Annotated in this window: 20 protein-coding genes and 1 pseudogene; 3 read left to right on the top strand and 18 right to left on the bottom strand. The window is 60.4% G+C overall.

Annotated elements, in window-relative coordinates:
- The first annotated feature begins 58 nt into the window (after positions 1-58).
- The gene (locus BLT55_RS08200; RefSeq protein WP_004663854.1) at positions 59-1,162 is read left to right on the top strand and encodes an IS5-like element ISPsy19 family transposase; all 1,104 of its coding nucleotides are present in this window, start codon (positions 59-61) and stop codon (positions 1,160-1,162) included.
- Between the two features lie 340 nt (positions 1,163-1,502).
- Here the strand turns inward: BLT55_RS08200 and BLT55_RS08195 are convergent, their stop codons facing one another.
- The 16 genes from BLT55_RS08195 to BLT55_RS08120 form a co-directional block, all read right to left on the bottom strand.
- Complete coding sequence (locus tag BLT55_RS08195) at positions 1,503-2,147, bottom strand: RraA family protein (RefSeq protein WP_055000292.1); 645 nt, start codon at positions 2,145-2,147, stop codon at positions 1,503-1,505.
- Positions 2,144-2,923, bottom strand: a complete 780-nt coding sequence (locus BLT55_RS08190; protein WP_055000291.1) for an IucA/IucC family C-terminal-domain containing protein — start codon at positions 2,921-2,923, stop codon at positions 2,144-2,146. Before BLT55_RS08190 ends, BLT55_RS08195 begins: the two co-directional genes overlap by 4 nt.
- Entirely contained in the window at positions 2,920-3,711 is a 792-nt protein-coding gene (locus BLT55_RS08185) for an ABC transporter ATP-binding protein (RefSeq protein ID WP_055000290.1), read from the bottom strand. The genes BLT55_RS08190 and BLT55_RS08185 overlap by 4 nt, the downstream gene beginning before the upstream one ends.
- Positions 3,712-3,721: 10 nt before the next feature.
- Positions 3,722-4,753 (bottom strand): FecCD family ABC transporter permease, encoded by a 1,032-nt coding sequence (locus BLT55_RS08180; RefSeq protein WP_055000289.1) that lies wholly within the window; start codon positions 4,751-4,753, stop codon positions 3,722-3,724.
- On the bottom strand, positions 4,746-5,735 hold the full coding sequence (locus BLT55_RS08175) for a FecCD family ABC transporter permease (protein WP_055000288.1): 990 nt from the start codon (positions 5,733-5,735) through the stop codon (positions 4,746-4,748). Before BLT55_RS08175 ends, BLT55_RS08180 begins: the two co-directional genes overlap by 8 nt.
- A complete protein-coding gene (locus tag BLT55_RS08170) occupies positions 5,732-6,652 on the bottom strand; it encodes an ABC transporter substrate-binding protein (RefSeq protein ID WP_055000287.1) in 921 nt (306 codons plus the stop codon). The genes BLT55_RS08175 and BLT55_RS08170 overlap by 4 nt, the downstream gene beginning before the upstream one ends.
- Entirely contained in the window at positions 6,642-8,525 is a 1,884-nt protein-coding gene (locus BLT55_RS08165; protein ID WP_055000286.1) for an IucA/IucC family protein, read from the bottom strand. Before BLT55_RS08165 ends, BLT55_RS08170 begins: the two co-directional genes overlap by 11 nt.
- A gap of 4 nt (positions 8,526-8,529) precedes the next feature.
- Complete coding sequence (locus tag BLT55_RS08160) at positions 8,530-9,303, bottom strand: HpcH/HpaI aldolase family protein (protein ID WP_055000285.1); 774 nt, start codon at positions 9,301-9,303, stop codon at positions 8,530-8,532.
- Positions 9,303-11,156 (bottom strand): IucA/IucC family protein, encoded by a 1,854-nt coding sequence (locus BLT55_RS08155; protein ID WP_055000284.1) that lies wholly within the window; start codon positions 11,154-11,156, stop codon positions 9,303-9,305. The genes BLT55_RS08160 and BLT55_RS08155 overlap by 1 nt, the downstream gene beginning before the upstream one ends.
- 21 nt (positions 11,157-11,177) lie before the next feature.
- Positions 11,178-12,584: a DHA2 family efflux MFS transporter permease subunit gene (locus tag BLT55_RS08150; RefSeq protein ID WP_055000283.1), complete on the bottom strand. Its 1,407-nt coding sequence runs from the start codon at positions 12,582-12,584 to the stop codon at positions 11,178-11,180.
- Positions 12,581-13,789 (bottom strand): type III PLP-dependent enzyme, encoded by a 1,209-nt coding sequence (locus BLT55_RS08145; protein WP_055000282.1) that lies wholly within the window; start codon positions 13,787-13,789, stop codon positions 12,581-12,583. Before BLT55_RS08145 ends, BLT55_RS08150 begins: the two co-directional genes overlap by 4 nt.
- The gene (locus tag BLT55_RS08140; RefSeq protein WP_055000281.1) at positions 13,782-15,566 is read right to left on the bottom strand and encodes an IucA/IucC family protein; all 1,785 of its coding nucleotides are present in this window, start codon (positions 15,564-15,566) and stop codon (positions 13,782-13,784) included. The genes BLT55_RS08145 and BLT55_RS08140 overlap by 8 nt, the downstream gene beginning before the upstream one ends.
- Before the next feature lie 217 nt (positions 15,567-15,783).
- Positions 15,784-17,157, bottom strand: a complete 1,374-nt coding sequence (locus BLT55_RS08135) for a diaminobutyrate--2-oxoglutarate transaminase (protein ID WP_055000280.1) — start codon at positions 17,155-17,157, stop codon at positions 15,784-15,786.
- 329 nt (positions 17,158-17,486) lie between these two features.
- Positions 17,487-19,889 (bottom strand): TonB-dependent receptor, encoded by a 2,403-nt coding sequence (locus BLT55_RS08130; RefSeq protein ID WP_055000279.1) that lies wholly within the window; start codon positions 19,887-19,889, stop codon positions 17,487-17,489.
- Between the two features lie 68 nt (positions 19,890-19,957).
- Positions 19,958-20,923: a FecR domain-containing protein gene (locus tag BLT55_RS08125; protein ID WP_055000278.1), complete on the bottom strand. Its 966-nt coding sequence runs from the start codon at positions 20,921-20,923 to the stop codon at positions 19,958-19,960.
- The gene (locus tag BLT55_RS08120) at positions 20,920-21,429 is read right to left on the bottom strand and encodes a sigma-70 family RNA polymerase sigma factor (protein WP_055000277.1); all 510 of its coding nucleotides are present in this window, start codon (positions 21,427-21,429) and stop codon (positions 20,920-20,922) included. The genes BLT55_RS08125 and BLT55_RS08120 overlap by 4 nt, the downstream gene beginning before the upstream one ends.
- A gap of 288 nt (positions 21,430-21,717) precedes the next feature.
- Between BLT55_RS08120 and BLT55_RS08115 the strand changes: the two genes are divergently transcribed.
- Both BLT55_RS08115 and BLT55_RS08110 read left to right on the top strand, forming a co-directional pair.
- Complete coding sequence (locus tag BLT55_RS08115; protein WP_055000276.1) at positions 21,718-23,154, top strand: coniferyl aldehyde dehydrogenase; 1,437 nt, start codon at positions 21,718-21,720, stop codon at positions 23,152-23,154.
- 225 nt (positions 23,155-23,379) lie between these two features.
- Complete coding sequence (locus BLT55_RS08110) at positions 23,380-24,009, top strand: helix-turn-helix transcriptional regulator (protein ID WP_055000293.1); 630 nt, start codon at positions 23,380-23,382, stop codon at positions 24,007-24,009.
- Positions 24,010-24,087: 78 nt separating this feature from the next.
- Here the strand turns inward: BLT55_RS08110 and BLT55_RS08105 are convergent, their stop codons facing one another.
- Complete coding sequence (locus tag BLT55_RS08105; RefSeq protein ID WP_055000275.1) at positions 24,088-26,094, bottom strand: MacB family efflux pump subunit; 2,007 nt, start codon at positions 26,092-26,094, stop codon at positions 24,088-24,090.
- A gap of 2 nt (positions 26,095-26,096) precedes the next feature.
- A pseudogene (locus BLT55_RS35095) lies at positions 26,097-26,198 on the bottom strand (permuted SH3 domain-containing protein); the annotation flags it as partial.
- Between the last annotated feature and the right edge of the window lie 145 nt (positions 26,199-26,343).

Below are 26,343 nucleotides of genomic sequence, written 5' to 3'. Positions count from 1 at the left end.
GAGGGTGTAGACAAAATAAATTAAACTTTCACTCCCTTGTCTGAATAGCCCTCAAGCCATGCCTAAAACCGGACGTCCTCGCTCGATTGCCGCCGAGCACTATCCCGTGCTGGTGAAACTCGCTCATGCACAGCCCTATTCCAGCCAGGCCGAATTGGCGCTCGTATTCTTCGCCGAAACCGGTATCACTGCGCATCCCGACACCTTTGCAAAAGCGTTGAAAATGGCAGGGATTACGCGTGTAAAGCAGCGGGCCAAGGGAAGTTTTCAGTCACCTGAACCTAATAAAGCCTATGGCTACAATGAAACCCATCGCCGCCAACTGCCGGAGCAGCTATATCCGAGTTGCTTGACAGATACCGAGTGGGCACTGGTCGCCGACCTGTTTGAAAGCCAGGGCGGACGAGGAGTGCCACCGCTTCACTCTCGGCGCACGTTGCTGGAAGCCTGTTGCTATGTCGTACGCACGGGGTGCTCATGGCGAATGCTACCCCGCGATTTTCCTCATTGGGACAATGTCTACAAAACGTTCCGCCGGTGGAGCGCTCAAGGCAAGTTCGAGCAAATGCATGATCGCTTGCGAGCTCAATGGCGTGAGCGGGAAGAACGCGCTGACAGCCCGTCAGCAGCGATCCTGGATTCACAGTCGACCCGCAGTTCTCCTCAAGGCGGTGACAGCGGCTACGACGCAGGCAAAAAAGTGAAGGGGCGTAAACGAAGTCTGATTGTCGATACATTGGGCCTGCTGCTGGCTGTCAGTATCAGTGCTGCAAGCGTGCAGGATCGTGACGCGGCGGATGATGCGGTGGCGTACTCGAAGGAAAAATATCCGTCACTGAGCACGCTTTTTGTTGATAGTGCGTACGCAGGAAAATGGGCACAGCGCACCCATCAACTGCACGCTATCGATGTTCAAGTGATCCGTGGCCCGAATAACAGAAGAACAGGGCAATGGCACTCTGAACAAGGCGATCTATTTTCCGTGGAGCCTGTTCAGACTGGATTTGTGGTCATGCCCAAGCGATGGGTAGTGGAGCGAACTCATGCCTGGAATGAGAGAGCTCGGCGACTGATCATGCATCATGATCGCCTTTTTGCGGTAAGCGAGGCATGGGTTTGGTTGGCCGAGGCTCGAATACTCGCGCGCCGACTCACTACATGATTTTGTCTACACCCTCTAAGGAGGCGCTGATTTATTCGATTTTTCGTCCCTGCAACGCTCTGGAGGCCTTGATTTATCTGGGGGCAACAGCTGGGTTTTAGAATAAATCAGCGTCTCCTTAAACATTGCGGCTATCCGAAACAGATTGGGTTTGCGATCTTCATCGGTCACCCAACAGCAATCTTGAGCTTCGCTGTAAAACTTAATATAAAAATGGCTGATTCAGCAGTTTAATGAGTACTTGGGATCCCAAAGTGCTGTTTCAGTGATTGAAAAATGTGTGATGTTATTATGAGCTCTGCGAGCATGCACCTTACACGTTGAAAAACATTTTTTATTTTTAATGCTGACATCTGGTACTTGTGTTTTCTCCAGTCAGCCTTTCCAATAATTCCTCTCTCCGCGCTTTATCCGCCCCCTCCTTCGCCAACAACCCGGGCAACAATTCATTCGCCCGCTGCGGGCTCAAGATAAACACCCCATCGTCATCACCAATCGCAATGTCGCCCGGACTCACAACAACCCCGCCTATATTGACCTGCCCGTTCAGTTCACCACTTTCCCCGAGGCTGCGCGTCGTGACGGCGCTGATGCCACGGCTGAATACCGGCAGGCGATGTTCGCGCAAGGCGGCGACGTCGGTGACTGCGCCGGACACCACTACGCCGGCCAGGCCTTTGATGAGTCCAGCCAGGGTGCGCAGTTCGCCCCAGCAGGCGCAGTGCTCGTCGCCTATGCATTCGATCACCAGCACGTCGCCGGGCAGGCTGTTGAGCAGCGCGTCGCGCAGAATGCTGCCGTCGGGCAGGTGGACTTTGACGGTGACGACGTTGCCGACCAGTCGCGCGCCGTCGAACAAGGGCCTGATGCCGCGCAGGTAGCCGCTGTCGGTCAGGTGGCCGATGGTAGACGCGGCGATGCCACGGAATTGCTCGATGACGGCGTCACTGAGCTGTTGCTGACGGTGTGCAATCTGTTTGTTCATCGACATTTTCTGGGCCTCAGCAGCGGACAAGTGGAGCAATATTCGACAGGGTTGCTGGCGTCGTAATAAAAACAGCAGGTGCGACGAAAGCGGATGCTTTTGCCCTCGGTTTCCAGCACTGTCGGCGGGCGCCGAAAGTGTTTCAAGGGGTTGTAGCTCAGCCCGAACAGTGTCGGGTCGGCCTGATTCAGCAGCCAGTCGAAATCGGCCTCATAACGCTGGCGAACCAGCGGGTCTTCGACCTTGTCCATGCGTTTGTCGTACAGCGAGTAGACGCGGACGGCGGTGTTTTCCCAAAGAATGCGCCGGGAAATACCGGTGACACGATTGAAGGTTTCCCAGAGTGGCTGAAGCAGGTCGCGAAACAGGGTGGCGACGATTATGTCACGCCACGCCTCGCGCTTACCCGGCTCATAGCCCACAGGCGTCACGTCTACCAGGGGCATGGAAGAGGTCCACAGGCCATCATCGTGTGCGTACTCGACCACGCTGTTGTCCAGCGACAGGATCAGACCCTTGTCGTAGACCGACATGGCGTACAGGCAAGCGCCCGTGCTCAGGAAGGAAAAGCGCTTGGCCAGCAGTGACGCAGTGATCGCTACAGTCGGGGAGCCGATGATCGGCCCCAAGGCTGCCAGCAACTGTTCGCAGACCTGATCGTCCAGCAATGCCCTTGCGGGCAATGAACGTGGGTCGCGGGCATTGGATTGTCTGAGTTGTAGCGCGCCGGATAACAGCGCCCACTCCGACTCGCTGAAGGCCTGCGCGACACTCATTGCGGCATTTCCCGGCCAAAGGGAATGCACAGCGGCGTACCGAAGAAGGGATCGGCGATGATCCGGCAGTTGAGGCCGAACACCTGCCTGACTAGCGCTTCGCTGAGGATGTCGGCAGGTCGCCCCTGAGCAAACGCGGTGTGCTCGTGCACGGCGACCATGTGATCGGCATAACGGCAGGCCAAGTTCAGGTCGTGCAAAACCATGACGATGGTTTTGCCTTCCTGACGATTGAGATCGCGCAGCAGGTCCAGCACTTCGATCTGATGAGCCAGATCGAGAAAGGTCGTCGGCTCGTCCAGCAATACGATGTCAGTATCCTGCGCCAGAGTCATGGCGATCCATGCGCGTTGACGCTGACCACCGGACAAGGCATCCACCGGTCGCTCGGCCAAATCCTGCATGCCGGTCTGCGCCAGGGCCCGTTCGACCATCGCTTCATCCTGCTCGGACCACTGCTGCATCCAGTTCTGATACGGGTAACGCCCCAGCGCCACCAACTGACGCACGCTGATGCCTTCCGGAGCGCTGGGCATCTGCGGCAGAATCGCCAGTTCCCGGGCCACCGTGGCAGTGGATTTCTGATGGATGTCCGCACCATTGAGCACTACAGTGCCCTGCTGTGGCTTGAGCAGCCGTGCCAGCGACTTGAGCAAGGTGCTTTTGCCGCAGCCGTTGCTGCCGATCAATACGGTTACCTGACCTTCGGGCAATTGCAGATCAAGGCTGTCGATGATCACCTGGCGCTGGTAACTCAAGGTCAGATCATGGGTTGCGATGGACGCCATCGGTAATTCCTTAATGCCGCTGGTTGATCAAAAGATACAGAAAAAACGGCGTGCCCAGCACCGCGACAAAAATCCCTGCGGGCAAATCCATCGGCAGGAACAACGTGCGGCCGGCCAGATCGGCAAGCATCACCAGATTGGCACCGATCAATGCGGCCATTATTGCCTGACCGGTAAACCCCGGAGGCATCAGGCGCTTGGCGATGTGCGGCGCAATCAGCCCGACAAAGGCAATTGCCCCGCCCCAGGCGACCGCGAGCCCCGCCAGCGCAACGCTGACCAGCAGCAGTCCGGCGCGCAGCCATTGGACACGCACGCCAATGCCTTGGGCCAGATTGTCATCCAGTTGTTGCATGCGCACCTGACGGGCGAGCAGCACCAGCAGCGGCAGGGTCAGCAACAGCCAGCCGGCCAGCGCGCGAGGTTCCGGCCAACTGGCACCATACACGCTCCCGGTCAGCCAGACGTAGGCCGACAAGGTTGTGGTCAGTGGGCTGAACACCAGAATGAACGTGGTCACAGCCGCCAGCAGTGCCGATACTCCGACCCCGATCAACACCATGCGCAAGGGCGAAGCGCCCTGATTCCAGGCCAGCAGGTAGATGACCAGCGCAGCAAGGCCAGCCCCGGAAATGGCCGCCAGCGGCAAAAACTGCGCGCCCAGTGCGGCCGAGAAAAATGACAGATACAGCACCGCCGCAGCGCTGGCACCGCTGGTGATGCCCAACAGGTCCGGCGAGGCCAGCGGGTTGCGAATGATGCTTTGCAGAATCAGCCCGGACATGGCCAATGCCGCCCCCACCAAAGCGGCCAGCGCCAGGCGCGGCAGGCGCAGTTGCTCGACGATGAATAGCAGGCTGGCGTCGGCATGACCGGCAAACACGCTTATCAACGTCGCAGGCGACAGTTTGATCTTGCCCACCGCCAGCGAACCCAGTGCCACCAGCACTGTGAGCGCCACGGCAACGGTAAGACGCATCAGCACGGTCAGGCTGAACTGCCGGGAAAAACCGCGATAACGCAGCCTCAGGTGCTTATCCATAACGCGCCCCGCGACGGACCAGTGCAATGAAGAATGGCGCGCCGAACAGCGCGGTCATGACGCCCACCGGCACCTCCTGAGGCAGGATCACGACGCGCGCCAGCGTATCGGCGAGCAGCAACAGTGTGGCGCCCAACACCGCGCAACCGGGCAGCAGCCAGCGATGGTCGATGGACAGCGTCTTACGCACCATGTGTGGCACCAGCAGCCCGATGAAACCGATGCTGCCCGCCAACGCCACGGCGCTGCCAGCCAGAACGATGATCACCAGGCTCATCAGCAGGCGAATCAGCCCGGTCCGCTGGCCCAGCGCGGTGGCGATGGCTTCGCCGGTATTGAGCACGTTGACCTGCCCGGCCAGCAACAGTGATCCGCACAGGGCGAGCACCACGCACAACAACAGCGGTGCTGCGGTGGTCAGATCACGTTCCGAAAGAGAACCCGCCAGCCAGAACAGCACGGTGTCCAGACCGTCCTGATTGACCACCAGCAGCGCCTGACTGAACGCCGTGAACAGCGCGGTAATGGCAGCCCCGGCCAACACGATACGTAACGGATTGAGACTGCCCTGTCCGCGGTTGCCAATCACCCAGACAATCGTCCCCGCCACCGCCGCACCGATAAAGGCGCACCATAGCCATTGGCTCATTGAGGTCAGGGCAAACAGCGAAGAACAGGCAATGATGGCAAATGTCGCCCCGGCATTGATGCCGAACAGCCCCGGCGAGGCCAGCGTGTTGCGCGTCAGGGCCTGCATCAGCGCGCCGGCCACGGCCAGACTCGAACCCACGGCGACGGCCATACAGGTCCGCGTCAGCCGCGTGTCGAGCAACACATGCTGAACAGGATTCAACACGTCTGGCTGCCACAGGCTTGCGACAATCGCAGACGGCGAGATCCAGTTGGCCCCGGTGGCCAGACTCAACCCCATACACGCCACCAGCATCAACAGTCCCAGGCCCAGTTTCATGGCTGCCGTCATGAGGCGTTGTCCGCCATCGCCACGCGGGTGATTTCATCGAGCATGCGGTTGGCGCCCAGAATGCCGCCCGACAGGCTCCAGGCAACCGCATCGACGCGAAAGACCTGTTTGTCCTGAGGGGCGCGCAATTGTTGCCAGAACGGGTGCTGGATCAGTTTGTCGTAGTTTTGCTGTGCGGCTTTACTGTCCGCACGCTGAAAGATAAAGAACAGGTCGGCATCGACCACAGGCAAGCTCTCTTTACTGCTGAGTTTAAGGGAAACGCCGGTTGCTTCGCGGGCAGCGGGTGTCCAGGCAAAGCCCAGTTCGCTAAGCACCGAGCCGGCGAAGCTGGCAGGCAGATAGCTGCGTATATGGTCCTCGCGAATGTCGAGCACTGACACCGTGATCGGCCAGCGCCCGGCGAATTTCGCCTGCAACTGACCGCGCAGTTCAGTCACACGGCGCTGCCATTCGCCGAGCAGTTGCATGGCCTGTTGCTGACGATTCATTGCCGCGCCCATCATCGCCAGCGTGCGCTTGAACTCGAACACCTCTTCCAGCATCAACACCGGGCAGATTTGTTCCAGCAACGGTGCAATGCGCTGGTGGCGAAAGCGTGACGCGACGATCAGATCCGGCTTGAGCAGCACGATCTCTTCCAGACTCGGCTGGGTTTCCAGGCCCACGTGCGGTACCGCGACCAGCGCCGGGCGCAGGTAGCGGTACATCGGCTTTTCACTCCAGGAGTCGACCACACCGCACGGCGTCACCCCCAATGCCACGGCGCTGTCGGAAGCCCCCTGAAACAGGGTGACGACTCTCAAGGGGTCTGAGCGCAATGACGCCGCCCGGACAATGCCGGGCAGCGCCAGTAACCCCAGCGACAGGCGCAATACGGTGCGCCGCGATGGCTGCAGGGTTCGGTCAGGTGTCACGGCGCAACCTGTGGAACGGGTTGACCACCTGGCCTTTGCCGAACGGCATGCTGCCCGGCCCGCCAGCGCGCTCGATCATTGGCGTGAGCAGCAGCTTTTGTGGCCAGTTCGGAGCGTCGAACAGTTGATGCCGGATCATGGCACGTGCCTCGTCGTCGAATTCGATGGTGGTGATGAGATTATCCAGAACATCGCGCAACACAGTCCACAACGCTGTGACCGGCATCTGGTAAACCTGGGCCAGCGTGTTCATGATTGCCCGCACGTTGACCTGAATACCTAGGGTTTGCAGCCAGAACAGCAGATCCTCAGGGCGGTCATGATAAAGGGTATTGGCATGACCTTTCTTGATTCGATATTCCGGGTCGTGCATGCCATTGCGTTCCAGCCAGGGCACGAAGATACGCAGCGAGTCGTGATCGCGCAGCAGTAGGCCTTGTGCCTGACCGGCTTTCCAGACCATGACCGCATTCTGACCGTGTACCTCGCCGAGCATGCCGAGGCGGAACATGCGCAGGTTGATGTCGAAGAAGCTGTGGCTCAGATCTCGGAACAAAGTCAGTACCGAAGCCTGATTGCGCGGCAGGTCGCGGTAGTCCATCCATTCATCGAAGAAATGCCGATTGCTGCCTGGCAACGGTGTGCCCAAGGCGGCCATCGGCAGCAGGCGGCAGTCCGGATCATCCAGCAAGGCCGAAGGGTACTGGCGCACCATCGCCGACAGGTGGCGTGGCGCTTCGTCAAACAGCGTGGCCTGCGGCGGCATGAACGCCCACCATTTGCCCTCGTCGCACAGGTGCAGCGAACGGCTCAGGGTTGGGTCCTTGCCGACCACCTCGCGCAGCAGTTTCTCGCTCAGCTCGCCGTTGATCATCTTGACCGCAGGCAGGTAACGCGACGCACCAAGGGAATAGATCGCCATCGGCAGCTTGAGGTAGTCGGCGCTGTTGAAGCACGGCGTCATCGAGCGCAGCGATGAGGTGGCATACACCGTGGCCGCGCTGAACGTTAGGCGCTGGCACTCGCCTTTGGCGAATACGTCGCCCAGTTGTGCGTCCAGAACATGCTCGAACTGCCAGGGATGGACCGGCAGCGCCACGTGGCTGTCGGCAATGCCGCGCTGTTGCAGCTCCTGGTCGAGCTCGGCCTGCAGGTTTTTCGGCAGCAGGTAACGCGCCGGGAACGAGGCGCTCAGGTCCCCTACGCCACCCCCGCATTGCAGCAGGGTCTTGTCGACGGCGACCCAGTTCAGCGCCACCGGCTGGGCAAACTCGGCCTGATACTGCTGATATTCCTGCTCGTTCAGACCCTGCTTGGCCTTGGCCAGCGGGTGATAAGGCCGGTCACGCAGCGACGCCCACTGTTCCATGGTGCGGAAGAACGTGGCGCCGTCCTGCGCCATCAGGTGTTGATGGTCAACCTTGTGATCCAGCGACAGCGCGGTTTGCCAGACACTGATGCGCAGAACATCGAGAAACAGCGCGATACCTTTTTCGTTTTCCTGGCGCTCGCTGTCCTGAAGCTGGGTTGCCTTGCCGGCAAACACCCACTTCATGAAGTCTTCCGGGGATAACTGCGTCCAGCGCTCGTCCTGGCGGCCCAACACCGGCGTGCCAGGCACTTGTTCCCATTGCTGGGTGATGCCGGGGCGCAACGCGATGCTGATGAAGCGCTGCTCCGCAGCATCGCAGCACCATTCCCAGACCTGTTGCGCTGGGCTCTGCTCCGCCAGTTGCGGCGCCTGCGGATGGCGTGCTTGCCAGTGAGCGGTGTCTTGCAGGCTCAAGGGCTGCTGGCCAAAAAAGTCTTCGGCCAGCAGGCAATCGACCAGATCCTGCATGACCAGCTCAGCGGCGAGTGAAGTGAAGTTCATCGGGTTATTTTCCTTCTGCTGAAATGTGGTTCAAACGGGCCTGCAGCGCACGAAAAGCGATACCGCGCTCATCCCCGAGAACAAAAACGTTGACCCCGCGCGCCTGCCAACGGGCGGCATCGCCGGGTTGCCGGGGGATGGTGCAATAGGCAACGCCTGCGGCCTGCGCAGCCTGCCAAGTGTCGGACAAGGCTTGTTGCACCTCGGGCTGGTCGATCTGCCACGGCATGCCCAGCGACTGCGACAGATCGGCCGCGCCCTCGAGAATCATGTCCAGCCCCGCCACAGCGGCGATCTCGGCAGCGCGGCGCACGCCTTCGGCGCTTTCGATCATCGCCACGACCATGATTTGCTGGTTGGCGGCTTCGACGTACTGCGCCAGACTGTGCTTGCCGAACGAGCCGGGTCGCCCGGCATTCAGGCTGCGGCGGCCCAGCGGGTGGTACTTGCAGGCGGCAATGGCGTTTGCCAGTTGTTCGGGGCACTCGATCATCGGCAAAACGATGCCCTGAGCGCCGCCATCAAGCAGGCGCAGCAGGGTTTTCGGGTTGAGATCGGCGACCCGCACCAGCGGCGTCAGGCCATAGCTTTCTGCCACGCGGATCATGTTTTCCACGGTTTCCGGGTTGATCAGCACGTGTTCCATGTCAATGATCACGAAATCGAACCCGGCCTCGGCGATCAGCTCGATGGCCGCCGGGGCCGGAATCGAACTGATCAGCCCGTACACCGGCTGCCCGCTGCCGAGTTTGCCCTTGAGTGTGTTGGTCCTCAGCATCATTGCGGCCTGTAGGCATGCAGCGGGTTGGGCACCGAACGGAAGCGCCGCTCGCCGTCACCTAGCAGGCGGCGCTTGGTCAGCTCTTCCACTTCATACGTCGGCGCGAACACGTCGAACAGCCCGAAACGGTCGCGGTGCTGCGGATGCGCCTGCTGGTAGTCGAGGATCACCTCAGCGGTCATCTGCCAGAACAGTGCCTCGTCGAGCTGATACTGCTGACGCAGGAAGATCGCCATTTCCGCCAGGCAGATGAAGAAGAAACAATCACAGGAGAAATCGCGTACTGCGTTCACGTCATCGGTGATGATGAACGAGTTGCGGTTGAGTTTTGCGTGGCTTTCAGGCAGCGGCACCAGCTCCGGGCACAGCTCGGGACGCCCCAGGTGGGCAGGCGAATAACGCACGCCGTCATGGAAGTCCTTGAGCGCAATGCGCTGTGGCCAGCCCTGTTTGACGATCAGCACAATGTTCTGGCCGTGGGACTCCATGCCGATGCCTTCGGCGTAGAGCATGTGGATGATCGGCGGCACGGTCACCTGCAACAACTGACGGGTCCACGCCTCGAGGCCGTACTGGCCGATCCAGGCGTCGATGAACGGTGCTTGCTCGCCGTCGCCGTAGCGGTTTTCCACGTGGCTCAGGCCGTTGAACGGCACGGCTTGCTCATCGTCCTTGAGGTACTGATGCAGGCTTTCGCGCCAGATGGCACCCAGCGTGCCGTAGGTCTGTACCGAACGGGATTCGGGCAGGTGACGGTAGTCGTAACTGACCCCCGCCACTTCGCCAAGAATCACGAAATCCAGCGCTTTGGCGGTGCTGTCGGTGGCAATCAGCTGGTGCAGCCAGTCGGTGATGATCGGGCCGTTGAGCACCGTATGCCGCGCCAGAATCCGCGTGCTGGAGGTGTTGGTCATGCTCATCGCCAGCTTGACGTAAGGTCGTTGCGGCTGGCTGGCGTTGGCCAGCGTGCGGATCGATTGTTGCGCCTTGTAATGATCTGCCGAGGTGCCCAGATACACCAGCTCGCCGCTGGCCAGCTCGGGGTAGAAGGTCGACACCGTGACGTTGTCCCACTGCCACGGGTGCACCGGCATCAACTGATAGTCATCGATGGATTTGCCTTGTGCAGCCAGGATGCCGGCAAATTCCTGCCAGCGTTGTGCGCCAAGCTCATCGCGGATAAATGCCTGCACATCCATGTTCCGCGAATGACCCACTGAAGCACTCGATTTGGCGACCGCCAGCCAGACCACCGCGAAGGGCGTGGCAAACTCCGGCCCGTAGTTGCGGTTATCGGCCAGAGAAAAGCTGATTCGCGACTTATAGCACGGGTGGTAGCTGTGGGCGTCCATGAAGTGCTGCTCCAGCGCATCCACGTCCAGTTCGTGGGCTGGCATGGCAGGTTTATAACCCTGATTGCGCGCTTGCAGGTCCTTGAGCTGGGTCTGCTCGATTTCCTGAATGAAGCGCGCCAAGTGCGGACTGTCCTTGAACGGCGCGAGCACTTCGGTCAACGCCAGGTGCAGGTCCGGCGTCGAGCGCTGGCCCGCGCTGTCGACGCGTTCAAGGCTGGCGTGATCCAGCCGGATCAGCTCGAAACTGGTGCTGAGCAGACCATTGCAGCGGTACTCCACGCCATCTCCGAGCGGCACGCTGAAACGATGCAGATGCTCGCCCAGTGGTTCACAACGGTAAGGCAGCGCGGCTTCATACAGCAGGGTTTGCAGCAATTGCCCGATGACCCGGCGCTGTACTTTTTCGTAACGCGCGATGTCGATAGCAGCCAGCCAGTCACCGGTGGCTGTTGTGGGTGAAGCAGCGTGACGTTGCAGCGGTAAAGGAGTCGCCATGTTCATACCTCGAAGGAGAAATTATCGGGGTTCGACCGCGTCGGGCTGGGCCTCGGCGCGCTCGTCGTTAAGGGGGAAGCGCCACGCACAGGGCAACGCCAGCAGGATTAGCACGCCGGTGACGATAAATACTTCGCTGATGGCCGACGGCGTGGCGAGCGGCCCTGCGCTATTGAGGCGAAATTCCAGCCAGAGTGAGGCGATGACAATGGCCAGCGACGCGACCAGACGGCGGGAGATGTTGTTCATCGCGGCGCCCTGCGTGACCATCGGTTCGGGCAAGGCATTCAGCCCCGCCGTGGTCACCGGCATGTAGGAAAGCCCGAGGCCTGCGCCACGCACCATCATCAGCACGAACACCACGCCGATCGATGCATGGGCGTTGAGCATGCCCAGTGCCAGCGTGGCCAGCCCGGTAAGCAACAAACCGATGGCCACCACCGTGCGCGGGCCGTGGCGGTCCAGCGCCTTGCCGCCCCACTGCCCGAACAGGCTGGCAAACGCAGCGGTACACAGCAGTGCCAGACCGGTCCAGATCGGGTTGTAACCCAGCACGGTCTGGACCAGCAGCGGCAGTAGCACCAGGCACTCGAACATACCCACCGATTGCACCACGGCGATGATCACGCTTAACCGGTAACCGCGCAGGTTGAACAGGCGCAGATTGAGCAGCGGCGCTTCACGGCGCAGTTCCACCCGCACAAAAGCGATCAGGCAGGCCAAGGCGACCAGCACCATGGCCTGATTGAACGGATCGAGCAGCGCCTGGGCGTGATGCATGCGGCTGATGGCAATCATCAGCAGGCCGATGCCCGACGCAATCAGCAGGTAGCCGATCAGGTCGAACGGCTTGCGCTCGGCAGGCTCCGAGTCTGGCAGCACGCCGATGCCCAGCAGCAACGCCAGCAGGCCGATGGGCACGTTCATGAGGAACAGCGAGCGCCAGCTGAACCACTCCAGCAACAGGCTGCCGCACAGCGGACCCAGCGCCGGAGCGAGCATCACTGCTGCGCTCCACAACCCGGTCACCCTGCCCCGTTCATGCTTTTCGTACACCGAGAAGATGATCGCCAGCGACAGGGGGATCATCAGCCCGCTGGCCACGCCCTGCACCACTCGCGCCGTGATGACCAAGGCGATGGAACTGGCCAGCGCGCCCAGCAACGAGCCGCCGACAAACAGCGCTACACCCCACAGGTACAGGCGTTTGCGGCCGATTCGCTGGCTGAGAAAACTGGTCAGCGGCATGGTCATGCCCATGCTGGTCATGAAGCCTGCAACGATCCAGGTGGCCAGCAGCGGGCCGATCTGAAACGCCTCCATGAACGTCGGCAGCGCCGGGTTGAGCGAACTGTTGCTGAGGCTGACCGTCAGCGTGCCGAGCAGCACGTTGATCACCACCCAACTGCGTGGAACCTTCACACTCATTGGCTGACCCGTTCGCCGTTGCGCACGAAGTGCTGTGCCGGTCTGGGATGGCACAGAAAGTCGGCGTGCGAGATGTTGTAGCCATAAGCACCCGCCATTGGCAGGACCAGCAGGTCGCCGATGCTCACGTCTTTGAAGGGCTGACGGCGGCTCAGCACGTCCTTGGGCGTACACAACTGACCGACAACGGTGTAGGCCTTTTCCGGCGATGCAGCGATTGGTGGTACGCTCGGCAAGTGGATAACCGGATGATCGTGGCCCTGCGCAACCGGCAGGCGGAACTGGTGCGTACCGCCCCGGCAGACCAGAAAATGCTCGCCGTGACTGGTTTTGCGGTCCAGCACCTCAATGACGTAATAGCCGCAATACGCACTGATGAAGCGTCCCGGCTCGAAGCGCAGGATCGGCGCATCAGGCTGCTCGCCCAAGCGTTTTTCCAGGTAGCGACACAGGCGCTGCCAGTCGAATTGCGGATTGTTCAGGTAATCGACGCCAATGCCGCCGCCGACGTTGAAATGGGTCAGTTGCTCAGGGTAACGGGCCAGCGCTTTCCATGCCTGCCAGCGTTGCAGGTAAAAATCCAGCAGTTGCTCGTGGCGCTCCACCGACATCTGATGCGACATGGCGTGCACATGGAACCCTTTGAGCGTCAGGTGCGTGGCGCTGTCCACAAGGCGCAGGGCGTCGGCCAGATCTGCTTCATCGATGCCGAACGGGGTCGCGGTGCCGGCCATTGCCAGCTTGCTCGATTGTGCTGCCGGCAGTTGTGGATTGATGCGGATGAACACCGGCTGCACGCGTTCTGCTTCTTCCGCCAGATGTTGCAGGCGCTGGATTTCGTTGAGGCTTTCCAGGTGAACGGCTTCGACCTTGTTGAGCAGCGCCGAGCGCAGGTCCGAGTCGAGTTTGCCGGGGCCGGAAAACACATACGGCTTGCACGTCGGACAGGCCATGACCCGTTCGATCTCGCCGCCTGAAGAGATTTCGAAGCCGCTGACCAGCGGCGCCAGGGTTTCCAGCATCAGCGCTTCGCTGTTGGCCTTGATCGCGTAATACAGCTCCACGCCAGCCGGCAGCGCCGCCATGACTTCGCTCACATGCTGTTGCAGCGCGTCCAGATCGTAGATAAACGCGGCCAGCGGATCGCTTTCAAGAGCACGGGCCTCGTGAATGGCCGCTAGTACGGTTTCCGGCACCTTATGCATAACGCGCCTCCGTGCTCCACGGTGACGCCAGGCGCACATAATTGGCCTCCCGGTCGGCCTTGGCGGCCAGGCGCACCTTGAGGTTGGTCTTGCAGGCAATCGGCTGGCCGGCAATCAGCGCGTCCAGCTCTGGCGCAGACAGCACCAGTTCTTCGCGTATGCGCCGCAGTTGCTGCTCGACTTTTTGCCACATCAGCGCTGCCAGATGCGGGCGTTCCCAGCTCAGGGCCAGCACGGCTTCGGACAGGTTGTTGATCAGCAGGCAGTAGGTTATGCGGCTCCAGCCCTGTTCGCGGCTGTAGAGTAGCGACTGACGCACCCGAGGGTGCAGGCCGACCTGAATGGCGTCGATACCCAGCTCGTCGGTCAGCTTGACGCCTTCGAAGTCGCGCAACAGCAACTGCTGTGGCTGGCCGTTATCGTGAATCACTACCGCGTTCTGCAGGTGCGGCTCCATCACGATGCCGTGGTTGAAGAACAGCGCCATGACCGGGCGCAGCAGCAAGGCCTGATACGCGTCGAACCAGTCGATCAGGTCGTCGTCTTCCAGCTCGCTGCCTTTGAAACGCTGAAGGAAATCGTGCACCAGCGGCTTTGAACGCAAATCACGTGCGAACAGGGTGCCGGCCATCACGCTGCAATCAGCGCCGGAACGGCGGCAGAAGTTTTCCCGCAGAATCGCCCCGGTCTGCTCACGGAACCAGTGGCCGTCTGCCTCAGTGGCGCCTTTGGGGGCCCAGCTCATCGAGCCGGGTTCGGCAACCGTCGACAGGCCGCCGAGCGTCTCCGGGCAGTTCTGCTGCAAGCGCTGAAACAGGTCGTCGATGATCAATGTGCTTTCCAGCTCGTACCAGGCGTTCTTCCTGACACAGTTGGTAATGCGCACGTTCAGCGAGCCCTTGATGAAATAGTCGTGACCTTCGATGTACCAGGTGCGCATCGAAGCTGTCGGGCTGGCCAGTAGGCCGCTGGCGCCCAGGTCTGCGATCTCGCCCAGTTCGAGCAGACGCTGCACGCGGCGATCCTGCATGAACAACTGCGCCTGCACCGGGTGCATACAGATCAACGCATACCCGGGTCGAGCCCGGGACTGATCGGCGAAGCCGGCCATCACCTCTGCTTCGCTCAAACCATTGGCGGTGATACGCAAGCCCTCCAGCGGCACTTCAAACAGGTGCAGCGCGGTCTGCGCCTGAAACTCCGGCGCGTAGGTTTCCTGAGCCAGGTGAGCAGGCCACAGACGTGCCTTGGGCGCCGGGTGGTTGGGGTGGCCGAACCACAAGCCCTGCTCGCTGGCCAGATAGCCGCTCAGCGGTGCCGGGTGCTGACCGGTCATGTTATGCGCGACGATGGCAGCGGTCAGGTGCTGGCTTTGCAGCACCTGATCCAGCAGTTCGTCGTTGCTGGCGCGGGTCATGTGCTCACACGCCGTCAGCAACTGACGGGCAAACTCCGGAAATGCCAGGCAACGCCACGTGCCCTGACCATGGCGAGCGTAGACATCGGAAAGGTAGCGGTGACTGCCCAGGCGGTCCTGGCGATCCACCAGCACAAAGAACTGCTGTTGATTGGGCAGGCTGATGGTCAGTGGAATGCCTTTCCAGTGTCCGCCGTCGACAAAACTGCCTGGCGCAATGCCCTGCGTGTCTTGCGGCCACGTGTATTGGAGGCAGTTTTCAGGCAGGGCGAATTCCTTGATCAGGCAATTGAGTAAGGCACGTGTCGTCGCCAGCTCGCTCACCATGTTGGATAAAACGGTGCGATCGGTATTAGTCATGTCTGCTCCACAGTCGCTATACGCTTACTGTTTTAATGGCGCGGTAACAGGTACTGATTTCAATGTCTGCCACATAACAGCCAAACTTTCTGCGGGCGTTGCCGGGCAAAAAATTGCCGATAAGCCCTCAGCGCAGTCGCGCTGTCTGTTCATCGAAAGTTCTGATTCAATTTCACTTTGCTGATCACGCGGTGGCGTACTTATTGACGTAATTGAATCAGCGCAGTTGAATCAACGCGGCCTTGAGTGCTTCTTCAAATCGTTGAACGACCAGTTGGCATTGCTCTTCGGTAATGATCAGTGGCGGTAACAGCCGGATCACGTTACCGTTGCGCCCACCGCGCTCAAGCAACAGTCCCTGTTTGAAGCAGTGCTGTTGAATGACCACCGCCAGTTCCGGATCGGTCGGGAAGCTGCCGAGGCGGTCGGCTGGCTTGCGCTCGTCGACGATTTCGATACCCAGCATCAGCCCGCGTCCACGCACCTGACCCATGGCCGGATAGCGCTGTTGCAGGCCGTGCAGCTGCTCCTTGAGCCACTGCCCGCGTTTCGCGGCCTGGCCGGCGAGGTTCTGCCGTTGCAAGACTTCAAGCGTCGCAAGACCGGTGGCCATCGCCATCTGATTGCCACGGAAGGTGCCCGCATGATTGCCCGGCGACCAGGCGTCGAACTCGCGTTTGAAGCCGAGCACTGCCAGCGGCAGACCACCACCGACCGCTTTGGACATGACGATGATGTCGGGTTCGATCCCGGCGTGCTCGAAAGCGAACATCTTGCCGGTGCGGCCGAAGCCGGCCTGCACTTCATCGAGAATCAGCAAAATGCCGTGCTTGCGGGTTACTTCGCGTATTTGCTGCAACCACGCGGTCGGCGCAGGGTTGACGCCACCCTCGCCCTGCACGGCCTCGAGAATAACCGCCGCTGGCAGCGACACGCCGCTTTCGACGTCTTCGATGAACTGCGTGAAGTAGTAACTCAGCGCTTCGATTCCAGTCTCGCCGCCAATGCCCAATGGGCAACGGTATTCGTGCGGGTACGGCAGGAACTGCACGCCGGGCATCAGGTTGGCGACGGCATCTTTCGGCGCGGTGTTGCCGGTCAGCGCCAACGCGCCGTGGGTCATGCCGTGGTACGCGCCGGAAAAGCTGATGACGTTATGGCGACCGGTCGCGGTCTTGGCCAGTTTGATTGCGGCCTCGACAGCATCGGCACCGGACGGGCCACAGAATTGCAGGCAGTAATCGCGCCCTTGCCCCGGCAACAGACTCAGCAGGGTTTCACTGAAGGCATCCTTGACGGCGGTGGTCAGGTCCAGGGTATGCATCGGCATGCCCGAGGTCAGAAAGCTGTCGAGGCTGGCCATGATCGCTTCATGGTTATGACCCAATGCCAGCGTGCCGGCACCGGCCAGACAGTCGAGATAAGTAGTCCCTTCAACATCGGTTACCCAGACGCCATGAGCTTTGGCAATTGCCAGTGGCAACTTGCGCGGATAACTTCGCACATTGGATTCAAACTTGCTCTGTCGATCCAGATAATTGGCATTGGTTTTCTGCGACGTAGTAGAGTGCAATAAGCCATCATTCAACATCTGTTAACCCTCGCTAAGTTCGAGATGCAAACTATTATCATTTAGCCAAAAGTGCAACCTGTTGCGTCGAAAAAAACATGAAAATAAAATAAGAAATCCATAAGTGTACAGGCACTCTAAAGCCCCAATGTTTTATTGGGATTGTTCAAAGTGCCATTATCTAAATGGGCGCTTTAATGTATGTAACAGCCTCTGCCGCTACTTTTTATCAAGTGGCGTAGTGCGCAGCTATTCAGCTATTCAGATACACAGGTTATCCCTCATGCAGGATTGGCCGGTTTTGATCCGTTTGTCAGCGGCCCTTCCCTGGGCCAGGCAATCAACTGTGTTCAGAAACCGACGGTCGCTGACAGCAGATAGGTTCTGGGGGGCGACAGCGTCAGGCCGGGCTCGCTGTCATCCGAGGCTCCGGCGGAAGCCCAGTAACGCTTGTCCATCACATTCTCGATGTTGGCCCGCAGCGTGATGTCCTTCTGATCGACCTTGAAGGCATATCGCGCACCTACGTCGAAACGCTCGGAAGAATCGATACTTTTACTGTTGGCTTGATCCAGGTACTGCGAACTGGTGTAGATGCCCCGCCCGGTCAGGGTCAGGCCGTTGACCTGCGGCACATCCCATTCGGCACCGAGGTTGACGTTGTATTTGGGCGTGGCCGGTGCACGGTTGCCATCGAACGCGCCGTTGACGGTCTGCGTCAGCTCGCTGTCGATGTACATCACCCCTCCCAGCAGACGGAAGCCCTTGAGCGGTTCGCCGAACATGGTCAGCTCGACACCGTCGTTCTGCCGCTTGCCGTTCGGTCCGAAGACCCGCGAGGTGACATTGGTCTCGTAAGCCGGTTGTTTGATCCGGAACACGCTGGCAGTGAACGCATACGATCCCAGGTCATACTTGGCCCCGACTTCAACCTGACGGCTGACAAACGGCGGGAAAATCTCGTCTTCGTTGACCGAGGTCGACGGCGCGATCTTGCCCTGGCTCAGGCCTTCCATGTAGTTGGCGTACACCGAAAAGTCTTCGGTGACCTTGTACAGAATGCCGCCTGACGGCGAGACCTTTTCCTCATCGTACGACGTGTCGCCTTTGACATTGTCAGTCCAGTCATCAACCTTGACCCGCTGCCAGCGGGCGCCGAGTGTCAACAACAGGCGGTCATCGAAGAAGCCCATGGTGTCGGTCAGCGCCAGGCCGGTGAAGCGATTCTCGGTATAGACCTCCGCGTCCTGGCGAGTCGGGTTACGGGGTGTCGGCGTCTCGATCGGGTCGTACAGGTTGCTGGGCGAGGCCGCATAGCGCGCGCCGCCGTTTTCGAAGTCCATGTAGAAATAGCTGGCGGCCAGATTGACCTCGTGGCTGACCGGTCCGGTATGGAACCAGTTGCGCACCCCGGCGTTGGCCGTGCGGACGTTTTCGTCACGGGTAAAGTCGCGCGGCTGGACGCTGAAGTCGCCGGCATTGTTGGTCACCGACACCGCATGGCGCAGGAAATCATGGTTGCTTTTACGAGCGCCGACACCGCCGTAGAGCATGACCGAGTCATTGACGTCGTATTCGGCATTCACCGCACCGAAGGTGTCCCGGGTGCGCGCCTTGCTCCAGGCCTGCGCGTAGTTGTCGCGCACATCGTTGGCGTTCGGCACTTTGGCATTGGCACCGACCTGCACGCGTTCCTGCGGCGCATCGGTGTCGCGTTCGGTGTGGCCGATATCGGTCGACAGGCGCAGGCGCTCACCACGGAAATCCAGGCCCAGCACGGCCATGTCACGATCAACGCTCTGATGATCCCATTCGGTGTCGCCAGACTGCTTCACGCCGTTGAAGCGAATACCGAACTTGTCGTCCTCACCGAACCGGCGAGCCACGTCCACCGCCGCACCGACCTGCCCTTTGGAGGCATAGCTGGTGGTGAATTCGGTGATGGGCTTGTCGGTCGCCCGTTTCGGCACCACGTTGATCCCGCCGCCGACACTGCCACGCGGCGAAATGCCATTGATCATCTGGCTCGGGCCTTTGAGGATGTCCACCCGCTCGGCCATTTCCATGTCGATCGTGTAGGTGGGCAGAATGCCGTAAAGGCCGTTGTAGGAAACGTCGCTGTTGAACAGGCTGAAACCACGGATGGTGAACTGTTCGTAACGCCCGCCCGCCGGGTTGGTAGAGCGCACCGAGGGGTCGCTGGCGATCAGGTCTCCCAGCGTCCGGGCCTGCTGGTTTTTCACGGCGTCCTTGGTGTAGGTGGTCATGCTGAACGGGGTTTCCATGAAATCCCGCGAGCCAAGCATCCCTTGCGAGCCTTTGCGTGCCACCTGACCACCTGCGTATTCCTGACCGTCAGTCGAACCGCCGTCACCGACAATCGAAGTCGGCGCCAACTGCATGCTCGAGCTCTGCACGGCGGGGATCAGCGTATAGGCCTGATCGCCGACCGACACCAGTTGCAGACCGCTGCCCTGCAGCAGCCGCGCAAAGCCTTCTTCGACTGCGAAGTCGCCCGACAGCCCGGCGCTGTTGCGTCCGTTCACCAACGAGGGGTCGACGGACAGGTTGACCCCGGCCAGCCCGGCGAAGCGGGTCAGTGCGGCACTCAGGGTGCCAGCCGGTACTTCATAGGCGCGCCTGCTCGCGGTGTCGGCCCAACTGGTCGACACGAACAGCGGACTGGAGCTCAGGGTCAGCAACAGACTGAAACGCAACAGCGGACGCAAACGGTAAGGAGAAACTGCAGGCATAAAGGGAAGCTCTCGTAATTTTGTTCACTACCTGGAATGACCAGTGAGAAGAAAAAAAGGGACAGGCTTCACGCATTATTTTTTTGTGGTGTGCTTTTTCGAGGGGCCAGCGTGACCCAGTAGCGTGTGCGCATGTGGACGTCTACCGGCAGGCTGGCTGCCAGCAGCGACAGAATCCGGTCGGTATTGTCGAGGCGGAAACTGCCCGTCACACGCAAGCCTTCAAGCTCGGGCTCCCAGCGCAGCAGGCCGGGCCGGTATCGGCCGAGTTCGCGCAGAAAGTTGCCTAACGGCTGGTTCTGCGCGGTCAATATGTCGTCACGCCAGCCGGGCAGCATCGCATCAAAGGCTGCGACAGGCCCCGCCCCGCTTGCTTGCAGGCTGATCTGCTGTTGCGCCTGTAACATCAGCGCAGGGCCCTGCAACGGATGGATCTGCACCGCACCGCTGACCACCGAAACCCGGCAATCGCGTTCATTGAGGCGCACACAGACTTCACTCTGACTGACGACGATGCGACCGTAAGGCCCCTCGATGGTCAGCGGCGCGCTGCCCGGCACCTTGAGTGCGATTTCTCCGCGAAGCAGTTTTATCTGTCGGGCACCCAGGTCGACATTGACGGCACTGTCCGTATTCAGCTGCAGGACGCTGCCATCAGTCAGCGTCAGGCGCTGGTGTTCGCCGACGGCGGTGTGCAGGTCGGCGCGCCAGACATCAAGGGGTAACTGGCGCCCCAGCAGCCACACGGCCGGAGCTACTGCGGCAAAGCCCAATACCCTTTTCAGCGCGGCGCGTCGGGCCTTGTCGGGACGGTCCAGGGTTGCCATCGCCAGATTCGCCGGCACGGCCGAAAAGCGCTGGCGCAGTTGCTGGGCCTTCTGCCAGGCCCGTTCGTTGCCCGCCGCACTGTCGCGCCAGTGCTGAAGCATGGCGTGGTCTTCTTCACTGGCACCGCCAGATTCCAGCAACGCCAGCCATTGAGCTGCCCGGCGGACCACCTCGCGTTCTTCGTTCGAAGGTGCCGAGCGGATCACCAATCCACCAGCAGGCAGTGCTCGTAGGCCTGCGCCATGTAGCGTTTGACAGTGCGTTCGGACACCTGCAAGCGCTCGGCGATGTCACGGTAGCCCAGGCCTTCGAGCTGACTCCAGAGAAACGCCCGGCGTACCGCCGCCGGCAAACCGTCCAGCAACTCGTCGAGTGCCTGCAGGGTTTCCAGCAGCAACCAGCGCTGTTCGGGAGACGGCACGCTGTCTTCAGGTAAACGGGAAAGCGCCTCCAGATACGCCTGTTCAAGGCTGCGACGGGTGTAGAAATTGCTCAGCAGGCGCTTGCCCACAGTCAGCAGATACGCCCGTGGCTCCTGCATGTCAGCGATTTGTTGCGAGCTGGACAGCACGCGCAAGAAGGTATCCTGACTCAGGTCGGCAGCATCCCAGGCATTGCCCATGCGCTTGCGCAGCAAGCTTTCAAGCCAGCCGTGGTGATCGCGGTACAGGGAATGCAGGGTCTGCGAAGGTACGGTCGCTGTGTCAATCATGACAAGAGCCTTGAGCGATGGATGCGCCAAATGAGACTGATTCTAATTAGTGTTATATCCCGAGTCCATGCTCTTTTTTTGTAAAACGCCCGTTTTCGTTACGCGAATCGGCGGTCACTGGCTCGCAACGCATTGATCTGCGCCGCGTGCAGACAATCTGCCGGTGCCAGAAAACAATGTCAGCCAGCGTACATCCGGGTTTGAGCCGCCTCAGTTGATCTACAGCTGCTTCGTTCTGATCGATTCGCTCGGTATGCTCCTTGCCAAACCCCTTTCAGGAACAGCGTCATGAGCCAGCCAGCACAGGTCCAGCCTCCCACGACGTCTCCCGCCGAGGCGCTCCGCGCGCTGTTCGCAGCACAACAAGCGGCGATTCTCGCGCAGGGCGTGCCGGCTTACGCCCAACGGATCGCCGACCTCGACGCGGTCATGCGCATGGTGAGTGGCAATCAGAATCGATTGCTCGAGGCCGTCAGTGCAGATTTCGGCAATCGCTCCTTCGCCGAAACCCGGCTTGGCGAGCTGATGCCGATCATCAATGGCATCAAGCACATCCGCTCGCACCTGAAACGCTGGATGCGCCCTGCGCGTCGCAAGGCCGGTATCGTGTTCAGGCCCGCCAGCGCCAAAGTCATCTATCAGCCTCTGGGTGTGGTCGGTATTCTTGCGCCCTGGAACTACCCGCTGACCCTGACGCTGGTGCCGTTGATCGAAGCGCTGGCAGCGGGTAATCGAGTGATGATCAAACCCTCGGAGCTGACGCCAAGAACATCAGAACTGCTCAGGCAATTGCTCGGCGAAACCTTTCCTGCCGATCAGGTGGCGGTGGTCACTGGCGACGCCACGCTGGCCAGCCAGTTCAGCGAGCTGCCCTTCGATCACCTGCTGTTCACCGGCTCGACCCACGTCGGCCGTCAGGTCATGGCCGCCGCCGCGCGCAGTCTGACGCCGGTGACGCTGGAACTGGGCGGTAAATCACCGGTGGTGGTCTGCGCCGACTTTCCGGTCAGCAAGGCCGCGCGCATGATCGCGATCGGTAAGCTGTTCAACGCCGGTCAGACCTGCGTAGCACCAGACTATGTGCTGGTGCCGCGCGACCTCGTGGACAGCTTTGCCAGCGAGTGGCTGGCGGCCGCGAAAAAGCTCTATCCGACCCTCGAAGGCAATCAGGACTACACCTCGATCATTTCGCCGCGCCATCATGAGCGGCTGTCGGCCATGGTCATGCAGGCGGTGGCAGTCGGTGCCAGGGCCTGGCAGCACGACGCGCCTGTGACGCCGTGCGAGCGCAAGATTGCACCTGTGGCCTTCACCCAGGTGCCATCGGATGCGCTCATCCTGCAGGAGGAAATTTTTGGTCCGCTGCTGCCTGTCATCGCCTACGACACACTTGCTGAAGCCATTGCCTTCATCAACGCCCGCCCGGCCCCGCTGGCCCTTTACTGTTTCTCCAACCGGCAGGCGTCCGTGGATCAGGTACTGAGCCGGACACGCTCCGGCGGTGTGACCGTCAATGGCACCATGCTGCATGCGACTCAGGATGACCTGCCTTTTGGCGGCGTCGGCGAAAGTGGCACCGGTGCCTATCACGGCTACGAGGGTTTCGTCCGCTTATCCCATGCGCGCAGCGTGCTCACCCTGAGTCGCTTCAACCTGTCCGACAAAGTCTCGGCACCCTACGGGCGACTGACGCGGCTGGTGACCCGGCTGATGCTTGGCAGCTAGCAGTTCTGTGCAGAATTACCAGTAATAATCACTGCTTGTGATGATGAAGTATTTAGGTAACATCGAGGCGTTATGATTTGCTGTAGTGAGCAATAGTCGCGCTCTAAGCGTCCATCTAACGTCAATATTCAGTCGTAATGTTTTTTATGACTAAGTTGATGTGACTGCCTTGCTTTTGTCGCGTCTACACTCTTGTCAGCAGTTCCTGATCTCATGGATGACCTCATGCCACATACACTACTTCCGCACATAGGGCGGGCCATTGCCAGCATTGGCAGCGGCCAGTTTTCCAGCCTGTTTCACACCTTGATCGACACGCAGCTCGCCGTGGACGCCACGCACCTGTCCTCGTTACCACAGCCCTGGCAATCGCCAGCCGGCTCGGAAGTGCCGATTTTCAATGAAACGGTGACCTCGTCGCGTGGCACGTTGCTGCTCAATGACTCGATCCATCTTTATCCGGTTCAGGCGTCGGAAAGTTTTGCCTGCAAGATCACGGTGTTCCGCGCACTGCCCGCCAAGGCGTTTTCACCCGGCGAGCGTCGGCAACTAAGCGACATTGCGCCGCTGCTGTTTTCGATACTGGAAAAGCACGTCAATGCGCTGCAACTGGCCATGCCCACTGCTGAAATCATAAGACCGGACAGTTTCGAGGAGCGCTTTCACGAACGGCTGCGCGAAACCGGTCAGACACTGTCTGAACGGGAAACCCAGGTCTGCCTCGGGCTGCTCGCCGGGCGTACCGCACTTGAGCAGGCCGAGCGGCTGATGCTCAAGGTCAACACGGTCGGCAGCTACCAGCGCCGGGCCGCGATCAAGCTGGGGATCAGCGGCCGAAACGCATTGATGCGCTGAATGTATGCTTCTTCCGAGGGTGCCTTTTCGGCCTGACGATCACGCCGGGCGGCAGGCATGGAAACCTGCCGGCCGCCATCAGTCCCGCGCCAGTGCTTCGATAGGGTCCAGCCGTGCGGCATTGCGTGCCGGTACAAAGCCGAACAGCACGCCAATCAGGGTCGAACAGGCAAATGCCGTGACCACCGAGGCCAGAGAGAAGACCATTTCCCATTGTTTTACGAACAGGGTGAACAGGTAACCGATGCCGTAGGACAGGCCGATGCCGATCACCCCTCCGATCAGGCACACCATCACTGCTTCCACCAGAAACTGCTGACGAATATCCGACTGGCGTGCCCCCACGGCCATGCGTATACCGATCTCGCGGGTGCGTTCGGTGACCGACACCAGCATGATGTTCATCACGCCTATGCCGCCGACCACCAGTGATATCACCGCGATCAGTGACAGCAGCAGGGTCAGTGAGCGGCTGGTCTTCTGCACGGTCTGCATGACGCTGTCTAGGTTATTGGTGAAGAAGTCCTTGGTGCCGTGGCGCTGCAGCATGAGCGTTTTTATCTGTTCTTCGACGGCCTTGCTCGGCATGCCGTCCTTGACCCGCACGCTGATGCTATCCAGATGGCGCTGGCCCAGCAGACGTCCCGCCGCTGTTTCGTAGGGCATCCAGATATTCAAGGTGTTACCGGCGATGAACAGGTTTTTGTGATCGCTGGTCACGCCGATCACCGTACATGGCAGCTTGCCGACCAGAATCACTTGCCCCAGCGGATTCACGCCCGCCCCGAACAGGCGTTGCGCGGTGTTGTGATCCAGCACCACGACCTGCGCCTGACGCCGCGCATCCTGTTCGCTGAAGGTGATGCCTGCCGCCAGCTGGATGTTGCGCACCTGAAAATAGCGATTGCTGACGCCGTTGAGCTGCGCATCGACGTCGATATTGCGGTAGCGCACCAGCATGCTGCGCCCGACGACCGGGGTCGCGCTGTCGATGTAATACAGCTGATTGAGCGCCGCCACGTCGGCGGGCAGCAGGGTCTCGATGGACTTGGCCCGGCTGTCGCCGAAGTTGCTGCCGGCGTAAATGTCGATGGTATTGCTGCCGATCGACTGGATGTCCTTGAGCACGTAGCGTTTGGCGCCTTCGCCGATGGCCGAAATCGACACCACCGAGGTGATGCCGATGATGATACCGAGCATGGTCAGCAGCGTGCGCATACGGTGCGAAATCAGTGCGATCCAGGCCATATTGAAGGCTTCGCGAAACAGCCCGAAACCGGCGACCAGCCGTCTCGGCGCCAGGCTCTTCTGAGTGGCCTCTTGTGGCTCGGCGGCGTTCAGCGTTTGCAAGGCGGTGCGCCGGTCGCTGATGATTTCGCCATCGCTGACCTCGATGATGCGCTCGGCGTGGGCCGCGACTTTGGGGTCGTGGGTGACCAGAATCACCGTATGCCCGGCGGCGTGCAGTTCCAGCAGGATGCGCATGACCTCCTTCCCACTGGCTGTGTCCAGCGCGCCGGTCGGTTCGTCGGCGAGGATCACCTGACCGCCGTTCATCAAGGCTCTGGCAATACTCACGCGTTGCTGCTGACCGCCGGACATCTGGCTCGGCCGGTGCTCCAGGTGCCCGCCCAGCCCGAGACGCGTCAATAATGCCTGAGCGCGCTGATGACGCTGTGACTGCGGCGTGCCGGCGTAAACCGCCGGAATCTCCACGTTGCGCACAGCGTCCAGGTGCGGCAGCAGATGGTAACGCTGGAAAATAAAGCCAAAATGGTCACGGCGCAGTGCTGCCAGCGCATCGTCATCGAGGTCACGCGTTTCCTGAGCATTGACCTGATAGCTGCCGGTACTGGCGTGGTCCAGGCAACCGAGGATGTTCATCAGCGTCGACTTGCCCGAGCCAGACGCACCGATGATCGCAACCAGCTCGCCTGCATTAATGGCCAGATCAATGTTTTTGAGTACCTGAAACTCGCGCTCGCCCGCCATGAAGCTGCGGCTGACGCCTTGCAGGTGCGGCAGCGGTCGGTCGCTGTCGAGCCGCGTATCGTGCAGGCCCGCAGTGTCTACCTTCTGATTCATGCTCAGGCTCCCGCCACGGCGGCAGCCGGATCACCGATCACTACGCGGTCGCCCTCGGCGAGACCGTCGATGATTTCGACCTGAACATTGTTGTTGATGCCAGTGTCGGCTTTCGAAATAACTGAGAAAGGGCTAGGCTAGAGGCCTTTGTTGGCCATAAAACGCTTCTGAAATTACTGAGAAGAATGTCGGTAATAAATGAGACCAGATAAAAAATGATCGGAAATAAATGCGACCAAATTAAACCGG

This window comes from Pseudomonas cannabina, assembly GCF_900100365.1.
Lineage (GTDB): Bacteria > Pseudomonadota > Gammaproteobacteria > Pseudomonadales > Pseudomonadaceae > Aquipseudomonas > Aquipseudomonas cannabina.
The sequence above is the reverse complement of the archived record's forward strand: the minus strand, read 5'-3'. Positions and strand labels throughout refer to the sequence as shown.

Coding starts and splice junctions, on each gene's coding strand:
- BLT55_RS08200 (WP_004663854.1), top strand. CDS start 59: ATGCCTAAAACCGGACGTCCTCGCTCGATTGCCGCCGAGCACTATCCC.
- BLT55_RS08195 (WP_055000292.1), bottom strand. CDS start 2,147: ATGAACAAACAGATTGCACACCGTCAGCAACAGCTCAGTGACGCCGTC.
- BLT55_RS08190 (WP_055000291.1), bottom strand. CDS start 2,923: ATGAGTGTCGCGCAGGCCTTCAGCGAGTCGGAGTGGGCGCTGTTATCC.
- BLT55_RS08185 (WP_055000290.1), bottom strand. CDS start 3,711: ATGGCGTCCATCGCAACCCATGATCTGACCTTGAGTTACCAGCGCCAG.
- BLT55_RS08180 (WP_055000289.1), bottom strand. CDS start 4,753: ATGGATAAGCACCTGAGGCTGCGTTATCGCGGTTTTTCCCGGCAGTTC.
- BLT55_RS08175 (WP_055000288.1), bottom strand. CDS start 5,735: ATGACGGCAGCCATGAAACTGGGCCTGGGACTGTTGATGCTGGTGGCG.
- BLT55_RS08165 (WP_055000286.1), bottom strand. CDS start 8,525: ATGAACTTCACTTCACTCGCCGCTGAGCTGGTCATGCAGGATCTGGTC.
- BLT55_RS08160 (WP_055000285.1), bottom strand. CDS start 9,303: ATGCTGAGGACCAACACACTCAAGGGCAAACTCGGCAGCGGGCAGCCG.
- BLT55_RS08155 (WP_055000284.1), bottom strand. CDS start 11,156: ATGGCGACTCCTTTACCGCTGCAACGTCACGCTGCTTCACCCACAACA.
- BLT55_RS08150 (WP_055000283.1), bottom strand. CDS start 12,584: ATGAGTGTGAAGGTTCCACGCAGTTGGGTGGTGATCAACGTGCTGCTC.
- BLT55_RS08145 (WP_055000282.1), bottom strand. CDS start 13,789: ATGCATAAGGTGCCGGAAACCGTACTAGCGGCCATTCACGAGGCCCGT.
- BLT55_RS08140 (WP_055000281.1), bottom strand. CDS start 15,566: ATGACTAATACCGATCGCACCGTTTTATCCAACATGGTGAGCGAGCTG.
- BLT55_RS08135 (WP_055000280.1), bottom strand. CDS start 17,157: ATGTTGAATGATGGCTTATTGCACTCTACTACGTCGCAGAAAACCAAT.
- BLT55_RS08130 (WP_055000279.1), bottom strand. CDS start 19,889: ATGCCTGCAGTTTCTCCTTACCGTTTGCGTCCGCTGTTGCGTTTCAGT.
- BLT55_RS08120 (WP_055000277.1), bottom strand. CDS start 21,429: ATGATTGACACAGCGACCGTACCTTCGCAGACCCTGCATTCCCTGTAC.
- BLT55_RS08115 (WP_055000276.1), top strand. CDS start 21,718: ATGAGCCAGCCAGCACAGGTCCAGCCTCCCACGACGTCTCCCGCCGAG.
- BLT55_RS08110 (WP_055000293.1), top strand. CDS start 23,380: ATGCCACATACACTACTTCCGCACATAGGGCGGGCCATTGCCAGCATT.
- BLT55_RS08105 (WP_055000275.1), bottom strand. CDS start 26,094: ATGAATCAGAAGGTAGACACTGCGGGCCTGCACGATACGCGGCTCGAC.